The organism is Pseudomonas sp. SB113, from assembly GCF_040754745.1.
In the GTDB taxonomy this organism is placed as follows: Bacteria; Pseudomonadota; Gammaproteobacteria; order Pseudomonadales; family Pseudomonadaceae; genus Aquipseudomonas; species Aquipseudomonas grimontii.
The window spans coordinates 38,428-50,614 of sequence record NZ_JBFMHW010000009.1; the positions used below are offsets into that span (position 1 = coordinate 38,428).

A 12,187-nucleotide genomic window follows, 5' to 3' on the forward strand; every position below is an offset into this window, starting at 1 on the left:
ATTACCGACTATGCCTTCATTCCCTAAAATCCTCAATGACAAAAGCTAACATTAAAGTAGCTTCTGCCAGTGATAACCTATTTTTTTGAGGACTTGCTAGGTTTCAAGTCGGGATTATTTCCCTGCGTGTCTTTATTGTCACGACGACGCTTATCAACTTCGCCGGTTGATTTAGCAATTGGCTTTGGGCCTGGTTTAAGTGCCATAAGATCTCTCCTTGATTTTAATATTGATTTGGTTGTTGCAGAATCATCTTATTAGTGCCGACTGATACTTTCAATAGACATGAGATGCTTGATTTTAGCTATGTGAAAAATTGAATTAGCTTTGGCAGTATCTACTGATTATCTGCCGGCAGGCTAGGTTGTTGATTTACATCCATTTGTGCGACGTTGCAGGTAGCACAGCACGTCCAGAGTCATTCGTGCATTGCTTAGGGCGCGGCGGGAGCCGACCTCCAGCACCCCGCATTCGATAGCGGCCTCGATAAGCTTGATCCAGCGCCATTGCCAGCCCTTTTACCCATTCACCACTCCATATGCAGCAGCATTGCGCAGGCAGTGGTCAGCTCCGGGGCGGTTAGTCCGTGGCGATGGCGGGCAGGCGCCGATCAAAGGAGGCGCTATAAGCAACGACAGTTCGCCCCGCGACGATAGCCGCGTATTGCTCGGCCACGTGCGATGGCCACCATGTCGTCGGTGATACCTTGAACTCATGTGAAATCGTTCACGATCTTGAGAAAACCAGACCGAGGCCTCCGGCAAAGGGATCAGCAGAACCTACCTGATGTTCACGGAAAGTTAGAGTACTTGAGAGGATAATAGTGGTGTTAGGGGAAATGGGGGTATGTACTCGTCCACTGCGAAATTTCGCTGTCAAGCCGCTAGCAACCCGAGATTGAATGACTGCTTCTGGCTGATAGCTGCCCACAATCAATCGCAGCTATCAGCAATGGAGGGGGATGATCTGCGCGCGTCATGCTGAAAAGCTACTTCTGATGATTGTAGCTATTCGTGTGCAAGCAAAATTTTCCGATCAATAGCGTTCCTCGGCCCATGGTTCTCGTAGGGCAATTATCGGATACTGCCATTGCGCCAGCACCCATCTTTCAAGGTTGAAACGACTCATGGCAAGGAAGAAGGCAAAAAATTCCACAAGTAACGGCATCCTGATCATTTTCGCTCTGGCCTTCGGCGCAGTCGCATCGATCCCGAAAAATGCTTGGATCGCCATTGGTGTTATTGCTTGCATTGCCGCAGTTTTTTGGCTGTTGGTTCGTCGCTCAAGGCGACATGCCGAGCAATTGTCAGTGGCCGTTTCGGAGACAGAACATCTGCGAGAGCATCAACGACCAGACCTCACTTTCTCTATGCGTGAGGTTTCAGGGAGCCATATGGGCACAGAGGAAACCTCTGATTTTTACACTGTCCAACTCGGCTCAACATCTTCAAAGTCCTTCAAAATTCCAAATGCGAGCACGCAAAACCCTAATGTTCGCTGGGTGCCAGCAGGTGAATCTGTCACCGTTTCCGGCTTTTCAATTCCCGGTGGCATGTTCTATATGGGCAGCGTACTAGGTGGCCGGCACGATGCCGAAGAACCCTCACTGATAAACCCCAAGCTCCGTATCGCAAAGACACACGTCGATCTAGAAGAACGGCTGATGTCCTATTGGCCCAGTTTTCACTCCATCACGTCAGAGGCTCGCCGTGGATACCTTCAATGGCTGGAGGGCGGTCGTCGTTACCCACTGGCAGACACCGGCTACGTATTTTTGTATTTCTATGGTCTAGAGCGTCGAGCACTCGTTGACGCAGTGAGTGACCCGGGCGTCAAGGCTGAGCTTCCTTTGATCGTAGAAGAAGTCCAGCGCCTATTGAGTATCTACGGGGAAAATAGGTCGTTCAGGGGATATGCGGAAGGTTTTCTGGATTACCTGAGCAACACCAAGATCGATCCAGACCTTTACCTTGGCCCACCTCCCAACGTTGTCGCGTATAGCTACGAGATGCCACTGCCACTGCGCGTAGGTCTGGGGCAATTCGCTTCCAACAAGCGCCCCCTTGATGCCGATTGGGCATTAGCCTGGGCGCTAGCTGACCCCAACATCAGCAAACGCACGCCCGTGACTCGCTGCAAGGATGTCTTTTCGAGACTGTTCAAGCTTAAGTACACAAGCGCCCATCCTAAGGGTCTTGTCCTGGCGCACAACAAGACCAAACTTAAAACCAGCTATCGGCCGGCCTCCGCGGTCTTAATGGCCCCCACGCTTAGTTTGGGTGACCTTCCTGATGTCCTGGCCACGTCAGGTACACGAAAAAGCCTGCAGTTGCTGGTTGAGCTATGCACTACCGAGCTTGAACCCTACAGCCGATATTTGGGCCGCAACCCTGATAGCGCAGAAGCTCTCGAAGGTCTTTTGCAACTTCCCGTCGCTCTCTGGCCGACGGCAGCCCGTACAGAATTGGACGAGCTTCAATTCAGAATTGGCGACGACCTGATTGTCATGAGCTTTGGCGAACTCGCAGGCCGGTTCAAGAGCGCCGGCGCCCTGTCCCGCGACAAAGTACTTGCACTTGCTCGCGCGCTGGAATCGCTTCACATCGGTATTGAACCCGACGTACTGGCTGGCAGTAAGACACCGAAAGCAGAAGATCAAATCGCGCTGTTCGTGACTCAACCAGAAGACGGGTCACTGCGAGCTTCTGCAGCCTACAATGCTGCTTCGGTGACGCTCGACCTTGCTAGTGCTGTGGCTTCTGCCGATGGTGATACCTCCACTGAGGAAGTTACGCTTCTTGCTCAACACATCGACTCCTGGAATCACCTGAGTGTGGCCCATCGCAAACGCCTTAAAGCACACCTGCGAATCCAGATCCAGCAACCACCAACGCTGGCCAGCCTAAAGAAAAAACTCGACCCACTAACGGTCGAAGCCAAACGCACGATTGCCAGCTTCCTGGCCCATCTGGCGCAAGCAGATGGCATCGTCAGCCCATTGGAAGTGAAACTTCTTGAGCGCGTTTACAAGGCCCTGCAGCTGGACAGTCAGTTGCTGTACAGCGATCTCCACGGTGCTGCATCTGGAGCAAGTATTGCCTTCGTAAAACCAAAGGCCGGCATTCCTCGTTCCGAGCCTGGTACCCCGATCAACTCCACTGCAAATCAAGGGTTCGTGCTTGATCACGAGCGCATTGCAGAACTGCAACGAGAAACCGCAGAGGTCTCCGCCCTCCTTGCCAAAGTCTTCACTGATGACCAGGTTGACGAACCGGAACAGTTGATCGATGTGGCAGAATCAGTACAAAAATCGAGTGCAGACATTGGTGGTCTCGATTTGGAACACTCTGCATTCCTTCGGTTGCTGATCTCACGCCCTGAGTGGAGCCGCTCCGAACTTGAAGCTGCCGCCAGCGACATGGAGCTGATGCTCGATGGTGCCCTGGAACAAATTAACGACATGGCTTATGAACGTTTCGACATGCCCGTCACTGAGGGTGATGACCCTGTCGAGATCAATACAGACATTCTGGAAGAGTTAGCCCTATGAGCACTATCAGAGCCAAGGATCGCGATGCGGTCATCCAGTCGCTACGCGCAGGCGTCGTTCCTCGCGTGGGCCAACACCTGATTCAGGTTGGCCGGGTAGGCGAACTAGATGCACTGATTAAGGACGTCAATCGCCTGGTTGAAAGTGGATCGGCATTTCGAGTCGTCATTGGCGAGTACGGTGCGGGCAAGACGTTCTTTCTGAACCTGGTACGAGCGATTGCCATGGAGCGAAAGCTTGTCACCATGCATGCCGACTTGAACCCAGATCGCAGATTACATGCCACGGGTGGACAAGCACGTTCGCTTTACTCCGAGCTGGCTAAAAACATGTCGACGCGTACGAAGCCCGACGGTGGGGCTATGCAAGGCATTGTTGAGAAATTCATCTCTCAGGCCAAAACCGAAGCCAAGGCGACGGGTACGGACAGCGAGACTGTTATTCGTGCTCACTTGGCCGAGCTGACCGAGATGGTCAACGGGTATGATTTTGCGGAGGTGATTGCCGCCTATTGCCGAGGTTTCGAAGAAGGCAACGAGCAGCTCAAGGCCGACGCCATACGTTGGTTGCGTGGAGAGTTCACCACTAAGACTGATGCCCGAGCAGCCTTGGGTGTACGAACCATCATTGATGATGCCTCCGTGTACGATCAGCTCAAGCTCCTGTCGAGATTCGTCAGACTTGCAGGTTTTGGCGGTCTGATGATCTGCCTCGACGAACTGGTCAACCTCTACAAACTGGCCAATACCCAAGCTCGTAATGCCAATTACGAACAGATCCTCCGTATTCTCAACGACTCTCTGCAGGGATCGTCCGAAGGGCTTGGTTTCGTTTTAGGTGGCACTCCTGAGTTTTTGATGGACACTCGTCGGGGGCTATTCAGCTACCCTGCCCTGCAATCTCGACTGGCCGAGAACTCGTTTGCAAAATCAGGATTGGTGGATCTGTCGGGGCCGGTCATTCGCCTGACCAGCCTGACCCCGGAAGACTTCTACGTGCTGCTTCAGAAGCTTCGTCACGTATACGCTGGCGGGGATGTCGAAAAATACTTACTACCTGACGAAGCGCTCCCCTTGTTCATGGCGCATTGTAATCAGCGCCTGGGAGAAGCTTACTTCCGCACGCCACGTACCACGATCACAGCGTTCATCAACCTGCTCGCCATCTTGGAGCAAAACCCGGGCGCCGATTGGCGAATGATGCTTGGAGCCGTCGAGGTCGCCAGGGACTCAGGCGGCGAAGACGATACCAAAGTCGATGCGGACGATGAACTTGCCACCTTCACACTCTGAGTCATCGGGTTTCGATCAACTTGAGTCCCGAATCCAGCGATGGGTTTGGGCGGAAGGCTGGACTTCCTTGCGCGACGCCCAGGAATGGGCGGTACCTGTTCTGGTGGATGCCGATCAGGATGTCATCATCGCCGCAGCAACAGCGGCAGGCAAAACCGAGGCTGCTTTTCTTCCCATACTCACCAATTTGCTGAATCGCGATGATCCACCCGGTTCGGTGCTGTATATCAGCCCGCTCAAGGCCCTGATCAACGACCAGTGGGACAGGTTAAGCCGTCTTTGTCAGCAGCTTGAGATTCCCGTAGTGGCTTGGCACGGGGACATCTCCTCAAGCAAAAAACATCGCTTTTTGAAGTCCCCTGAGGGGGTGCTTCTGATCACTCCTGAATCCCTTGAAGCCCTGTTCGTCAACCGCGGTTCAAGTCTTGGCGGGGTGTTCCAGCACCTGCGTTATATCGTCGTGGATGAGCTGCATGCGTTCATCGGTAGCGAACGAGGCAAGCAACTTCAGTCGCTAATGCATCGGGTAGAACTTGTTGCCGGCCACCGTCTCCCTAGAGTCGGGCTCTCAGCCACCCTCGGCGATATGAAGATGGCGTCGGAGTTTTTGCGTCCGGGAAATGCCGATGGCGTTACCGTCATTGAATCAAAAAGCTCCAACCAGACTCTCCAGGTGCAAGTTCGTGGTTACGTTCAGCCACCCATGAGCGAGCTCAAGAAGAAGCCCGTAAAGCTCTCTGACCAGGCGGAAAATGAAGACGAGACAGAGAACGAGGCAAGCCCAGACTTCGCGATCGCCGATCATCTTTACAAGGTGTTACGCGGCAGTAACAACCTGATTTTCCCAAACAGCCGGTCTCAGGTTGAATGGTACGCAGATCAACTGCGACGGCGCTGCGAGAAAGACGGCGTGCCTAACGAATTCTGGCCTCATCACGGTAGCCTTTCGAAGGACTTACGTGAGCAAGCAGAGCATGCTCTCAAGGCAGGGACTCATGCAGCATCCGCGATTTGCACCACGACGCTTGAGCTCGGCATAGACATCGGCAGCATCAAAACAGTCGTGCAGATTGGTGCCCCACCATCGGTGGCGAGTCTGCGACAACGTCTAGGGCGATCGGGAAGGCGCCCAGGAGAAAAAGCAACGCTGCGCGTTTACTGCAAGGAATCGCCACTCAAAGATGGATCGAGCCTCTCGGATCAACTGCGCCAAGGCTTGGTTCAAACCATTGCCATGGTTCGACTGCTGGCCAAGGGGTGGTTTGAACCTCCCAGGGCTCAAGGCATTCACGCGTCCACCCTCGTTCAACAATGTCTTTCAGTGATTGCCCAGTGCGGCGGTGCATCTGCTGCAGATCTCTGGAAAAGTTTGATTGCTGAGGGAGCATTTCCAAAAGTTGAGAAACCAGACTTTGTGAAGTTGCTCAAGGCGCTCGGCGAGCACGAGCTCATTGTTCAGGACAGCTCAGGGTTGCTTCTTCCTGGGACGGTTGGAGAGCGATTGATCAACCACTATGAGTTCTACAGCGCATTCACCAGCGACGAAGAATTTCGCCTTGTATGCGACGGTAGGGCACTGGGATCTGTGCCGGTAAGCCGTCCACTGACCAAGGATCAGCGCATTATTTTCGGAGGCCGGAGGTGGCAGGTTCGTGATGTTGATCTCCAGGCCAAAGTCATCATCGTTTCAGCAGCACGCGGTGGTGCCCCTCCTCAGTTCGACGGTCTGGGTGCGATGGTGCATGACAACGTACGCCAAGAAATGCGAGCCGTCTTGGCAGACACAATCCCCTGCCCCTTTATTGATCAAGGGGCTCAAGAGCTTCTCGACGAGGCTCGAAAGACATTTGTTTCGCTGGGCCTTGGTAAGCGCTACATAGTTGAGTCTGGCGGTAAGTGTTATCTGATGAGCTGGCTAGGTGATCATGCCAACGATGCACTGCGCTTGTTACTCAATCATGTCGGCCTTTCTTGTGATAACGCAGGCCTTACCATTGAGATTGACGCCGACATCGGTCGAACCCAAATGGCACTGAAGGAAGTCGGAAGCCTGGATGCTGCTGATCTAGACTCGATACTTTCGGAGGTGGAAAACATGCTGCGCGAAAAGTGGGATTGGGCACTGCCGCAATCCTTGCTGATGAAGTCGTTTGCTTCCATATCGCTCGATATCTCGACCGCAATTCTTTTTGCACAGAGTCATTCTCTGGAAAAATAAGTGGAAGAAACCGCACTGCATTGCGCCGACGCGACTACGCGCGAACACGCTGACGTCCCGCCACTGGGCTGGTGATGAGTGATCATTACCAGCCTAGCCTTGCGTAATTCTGAGCCTGTTAACACGGTTCAGAAACCACATGTCGACAACAAGACCTAACGTCGAACTTCAACCTTGTAGAACAAATTTTCTATCATCAGGCGGCGCCGATCGGACATCACTGCCCCTTGAATTTGACTCGCCAGTCGCACATAGAATTTACACTCTCGTTGATTGGCTAAATCAGAGATGGGGCGTGCCGCCTGAAGAAAGTCCTCATACGTGCGAGTGGTGTTTGCCATCAGAGCGGAGAAATTCGGGAGCGCTTCAGCATCTGCCTGTCGTGTTGGCGGCCAGGCCGGTTCAAAGTTCAGTGAGTCCTCCTTCAAGTACACCGTGAGGAACATTTCTGCTTTGCCGGCTTCGTTCGCCCAGCAAGGCGGCAGATCGCCTCCCTTGCCCTTGTTCAGCTTGTTTTGTAGAAACTGAACCTGCCCTTTCAGGTCACTGTTGGTTTTCTGCAACGTCGTCGGATTTACACCTTGTTTCTCGGCTTGGGCATAAGCTTCAGCGTTCTTCACAATGTCTGAAATTTGCTCCGAAGTCGGAACGCCTTCTTGCCCTAACGCGGTCTTCAACAATTGCTCAGTTGCCTTGAGAGCACCTATGCGTTTGATGATGTCCGTGGGCTGAGCGTCCTTTTCCTGGTCGGGATCGACCACCAGCTTTTTGAGCTGGTCATAGGACATCATTGTTTCAAGGATAAGGCGCTTGGCATCTTCACCCTTGTTTTTGCTACCAGCCTCCTGCAAAGCCTTATCGATAGCGGCTAGCGCAGTAAGCTGTTCATCTTTCTGAGTCAGTAGCACCTTGAGACGACCAGCTTCTTCTTTTGCCTTAGAGGCATCGACGAGCTTCGAAATGATCTCGTCCGGATTTTTCACCTTAAGAGAAACCATTCGCGCCTTGAGCTCATCACTCGCAAGCTTGATAGCCTGTTCACGCTCATCGATATTTTGATAGGCGGCAATTTTGTTCGCCATCTCCGTATTCTTATGCGTGAGCTGCCAAACTTTGTACCCCATCAGCAAAAGCAGAATGAAACACAAAATGATCCAGATTTCGGTAAGCGACAGCTGAAACACCTGATCATTTTTAGAACTCATCAGGCAGTTCTCACATCCGACGCAGGCACATGGTCGAGGGCCAGCGTCGCGTTGGCAATTGACTCGAGTGATGATCCGAAAGCTTCTTCGCTGGCCGCTGATAAACGTGTTTCAGGATTGCTGATGAGATCAATCTTGCCCATCAGCTCATCCAGCAATCTGGCATTCGCCGCCTCGATGCCGCGGTTGCTCGATTCAACGCTGGCAGCCAGCGCCTTATGCACATCACTGCTGGCCACGACGGCCTCTACCAACGGCAGCAGCGCCGAGCGTAAATTTTCTGCGAGGGCCTCGTTACTTTTAACGGCGCAATCGCTGACGGCATTCAGTGCGCCGGATACTTCCTGGGTCAAACGCTCCACCGTGGTGTCGTCTTTGGCTACGGTGCGCAGTTCTTCAAGCTTCTCGACAATTTTCGTGAATACCTGTTGGTTAGCTTTCATGTCCTCCATGAAATCTTCTCGCTGATCCTCCAACGAGTCCAGGTAGTCCTTTTGAATACGCTCCACTCGATCCATGACGTCACTGCCCTGTGACTTCATCGATTCTGCCAAGCGTTCCTGGCTTTCTACGATCGAACCTACCGCAGCGACAGCCTGGCCTATCGTTTCAGTTTTGGTGTTCAAACTGCGAATCGCGGTGCCTACCATCCGAGCGGCAGCCTTGACGTCCAACGCCAATGTCGAAACCCCTTCGTTCAGGGTGTCAGTGGTTCCGGATAGCGTATCAATAGCGGGGTTAAGTTTTTGAGCGAACAGGTTATCCGGGAACAGAGTCTGATCGAGCCGTTCCTGTGCTTTTTTACCGAAGTCGAGTGCATGCGATTCCATGCGATCGAGTGTCTGCGAGCTCTTCTCAGAAAGCCCGTTGATGGTGGTCAGTAGATCCGTACTGGCGTCATTGGCTTGTTTAAGGATGCGTTCGAAAGCTTCGTTGCTTTGACGGGTAGCGCTGGCGAAAAACGCATCCATAGCATTGGTGCTGTGCTGAGAGATCGTGGTGATTTGCTCATGAACGCTCTGCACTGCTTCCTTGGAAGCAGCCATAACTTGATCCCGGAACACTTCAAGCTGCTGGCTGGCGGCGTCAAAAGCCATGGTCAGGTTTTCAGCCGACTGAACAGCACGCTCCTCAACGCTCCTGACCGCGTCGTTTGTATCAACTTTGAAGCCTGTATGTAGCACCCTGGCTAGCATACCTATGGCTGTGCTCACCATCGCGGCGCCAAACCGAACAGCCATTCCATTGAGATTTTCACCAATGGAATTAATGTCGAGAAGACAGATGATGATGCTGCCAACGGTGAACAAAAACCCGAGGTAGTACACCGAGTCCGCAAATTTCGCGAGGGTAAGCTGGACGTTCCATTTCTCCCGTACGCGGTAACCGACAAACCAATAGCAACACATCACGAGCAGTGGAAGCACAAAGCCGAGCCAGAAGGGCTCATTGAGTAGGAGACTGGTTACGGCCAAAGTAGCCTTGAGTATCACCGCCGCAATGAAATAGGTCTGAACCCGGCGTACATGCTTGTTGAAGTCCAATTACAGCCCCTCCATTGCAGTAATTCCCTCAACTGAAGCCCCGTTGGCCTCGAAATATTGAGCCCAGAAATTGCCCAGCTCGTTGGTTTGTGGCGTTTTCTCTTCGTTTGCCAGCAAATTGATGGTCACGGTGGCTCCGTTTAAGCCTGGTGCTTGGGCATTGCGACCATAAGGAGACTTGGCAAACTCCGCATAATTGTGTCGTTTACTTTTGTACATCGAGAAATCAGGCATGTTGGCCAACATGTCCGAGTAAATGACGAGCTTACGATCACCTTTCACATTCGCATGATCGAACCCGTTGATGCCTACCAGTTGGAGCATCTGAAAAATAGGTGACAGCTTGCTGTGTTCGTCGAGAGGGATATGGCGCACAACGGCATCGAGTGGTTTCGCAAATTTTTCATTGAAATCCCTATCGACAAACTTCTTGGTCGCCGTGAGTTGACTGCGATCGCCCCACTGACCAGGGTTGCAGCGTTCGAAGATAGGCTTTTCGTTTTGCTCAAATTTTTCCCCGAGCAAAAACACCGAAAGCAGGTGCCCTTCAGGCACCTCGTTCACCACCATCGTCTTGAGCCGCTGGGACAAAGCAGCCTTTTGGGTGAACGGGAACGGCGAGGTGTTATCAATTAACACGACATATTGGCCTTTAGGGCCGTTACTGGGGCAAAGAGTCTCCTTGTCCAAGGTTTTGTGGTTCATTTTGTAATAACCAATCCCGCCGAGCACCAAGGCGACTGCAACGCCAAGCACGCCGCCCCAAACCCATTTCCCAGTGTTACTTTCACGCTTGGCATAAACCGACATCACAAATCCCCTTATACCAAGTCCTGGAGCGGCTGAAGCTGGTTGTATTGCTGATTGAACGAGGACTGGACCCTCGCCCGGATTGGCTCAACTTCAGTGACCAATTCGCGCAAAAGCTGCTCTTGTGCATCCAGTCGCAACTCATCCTTTTGAACACTGAAATCCGGCATATCCAAGGGGCCAAATGTCACTGGATGGTCGAAATAATCAGGCGGTGGAGCATCCGTAGGGCGCGCCATCATATTTTCGTTCTGGTAGTAACGGGTCAGGCTCTGTAGCGTCTCATCGGCCATGACCAGTGTTTCGGATACCTGTTTTTTCACTATCGACTTCTGGTTCATATTAAACTTGAAAGCTTTGATCGCCTTCTCAGCTGCCTGCACACCGCTATCAATTTTCAACAACACTTCGGCCTTCTCGACTTCCAGCCTATCTCGCAAGCCTTCGATCAGTTCGATATAGCGGCGGTGAGCCTCAGCATATTGACTCCATACCCCTGCGTACCCCGGATAGCGATCCGTGAAGTTGTAGCCCTTCCAAACGCCGACACAGCCAAACACAATCGTCCCGAAGAACAGAATCAATGATTCGAAATCCTGAATGGGGAATGTGCCCGCACGAAGGCTTTGCCAGACCAGGGGGAAGGCGTTATGACTTGCGTCTTCATCCACGGTCAGCACATAACGGAAATAGGAGATCAACACTCCCAATCCGATCATGATGACTACTGCCGAAGCGAAAGAGATCCAGCCCCAGAGCCGGCGTGCCCCTCTGACGTGGTTCTTGTTTCTGAAACCAAGCCCTGCGAAAAAGCAGATGACCACGTTGAAAGACGACAACATAAAAGCCATCGTGAATCCGCTGAGTAGTCCCCCTTCTAGGCCTGAACCGAAGAAGGTCGCGTTGAGCCCACCCTCCACGACGCAACAGGCAAACACGATCATGATCTGCAGAAACTTGCTGGCACTGCTTAAGCTTTTAGCAGGGACGCTCGGCAGTCGATTATCCCTGCGAAAATCGCTCAAGAGCTGAAATTTGGTTTTCGCGTCGCTGGCAAAATCCTTCATGCGACCATCCTCCCGCGTGAGGTAATGGTCGGACGTACGAACAAACTCATTTCCTAACTCGATGGCGCGGTTCATATCCAGCGTAATGTCGATCGAGTCCAGGCGATTCTGAATCTGCTTGATACGCTGCTCGCCGTATTTCACCGTTTGCTCTCGCATCCGGCCAAGCTCCGCTCGAACAGCGTGCTCGGCAGCAGTCAATTGTGTGTCTCCGCTCCTCGGGATGCCCTTCGCGCCGTGTTCTCTAGCGATTTTTTGAAGATCGAGCTTTTTCTTGAGCTTCTCAGGATCGATTTTCGGGATGAGCGGTTCGCTATGCTCTGTTTCCTGGCTCGAAAAAAGGGAAGCAATAAAAGCAAAGAATCTTTTGAAAAAATGCATTGAAGACATCCATGCGCTTTGTTGATCAACGACTTATGACATTCATATGCGCAAGCGTGCTACGCAGCATAAATTGCCGTTTTTATCGTTCTGGAGGGTGAGTTCAAGAGGAATCGTCGT

The 12,187-nt window shown here is 52.4% G+C and carries 8 protein-coding genes; 3 read left to right on the forward strand and 5 right to left on the reverse strand.

All coding sequences use genetic code 11. The annotated features are described in order from the left end of the window. Positions 1 to 77: 77 nt before the first annotated feature. On the reverse strand, positions 78 to 206 hold the full coding sequence (locus AB1462_RS13835; protein ID WP_256214295.1) for a hypothetical protein: 129 nt from the start codon (positions 204 to 206) through the stop codon (positions 78 to 80). Between the two features lie 920 nt (positions 207 to 1,126). Here AB1462_RS13835 and AB1462_RS13840 point away from each other — a divergent pair. Genes AB1462_RS13840 through AB1462_RS13850 form a run of 3 tightly spaced genes read left to right on the forward strand, consistent with a single transcriptional unit; the run spans position 1,127 to position 7,060 of the window. Then, entirely contained in the window at positions 1,127 to 3,550 is a 2,424-nt protein-coding gene (locus AB1462_RS13840) for a TerB N-terminal domain-containing protein (RefSeq protein ID WP_367246890.1), read from the forward strand. Beyond that, entirely contained in the window at positions 3,547 to 4,842 is a 1,296-nt protein-coding gene (locus tag AB1462_RS13845; RefSeq protein WP_367246891.1) for an ATP-binding protein, read from the forward strand. Before AB1462_RS13840 ends, AB1462_RS13845 begins: the two co-directional genes overlap by 4 nt. Then, entirely contained in the window at positions 4,817 to 7,060 is a 2,244-nt protein-coding gene (locus AB1462_RS13850) for a DEAD/DEAH box helicase (protein ID WP_367246892.1), read from the forward strand. The genes AB1462_RS13845 and AB1462_RS13850 overlap by 26 nt, the downstream gene beginning before the upstream one ends. A 155-nt stretch (positions 7,061 to 7,215) precedes the next feature. On the opposite strand, the gene AB1462_RS13855 is transcribed toward AB1462_RS13850, so the two are convergent. The 4 genes from AB1462_RS13855 to AB1462_RS13870 are packed head-to-tail and all read right to left on the reverse strand — an operon-like array spanning position 7,216 to position 12,067. Next, positions 7,216 to 8,265: a hypothetical protein gene (locus AB1462_RS13855; RefSeq protein WP_078803462.1), complete on the reverse strand. Its 1,050-nt coding sequence runs from the start codon at positions 8,263 to 8,265 to the stop codon at positions 7,216 to 7,218. Then, on the reverse strand, positions 8,265 to 9,809 hold the full coding sequence (locus tag AB1462_RS13860; RefSeq protein WP_367246894.1) for a hypothetical protein: 1,545 nt from the start codon (positions 9,807 to 9,809) through the stop codon (positions 8,265 to 8,267). Before AB1462_RS13860 ends, AB1462_RS13855 begins: the two co-directional genes overlap by 1 nt. Then, positions 9,810 to 10,619, reverse strand: coding sequence for a hypothetical protein (locus AB1462_RS13865; RefSeq protein ID WP_078803464.1), 810 nt, complete (start codon positions 10,617 to 10,619; stop codon positions 9,810 to 9,812). A gap of 11 nt (positions 10,620 to 10,630) precedes the next feature. Then, positions 10,631 to 12,067 (reverse strand): hypothetical protein, encoded by a 1,437-nt coding sequence (locus AB1462_RS13870; RefSeq protein ID WP_367246895.1) that lies wholly within the window; start codon positions 12,065 to 12,067, stop codon positions 10,631 to 10,633. Positions 12,068 to 12,187: the final 120 nt, after the last annotated feature.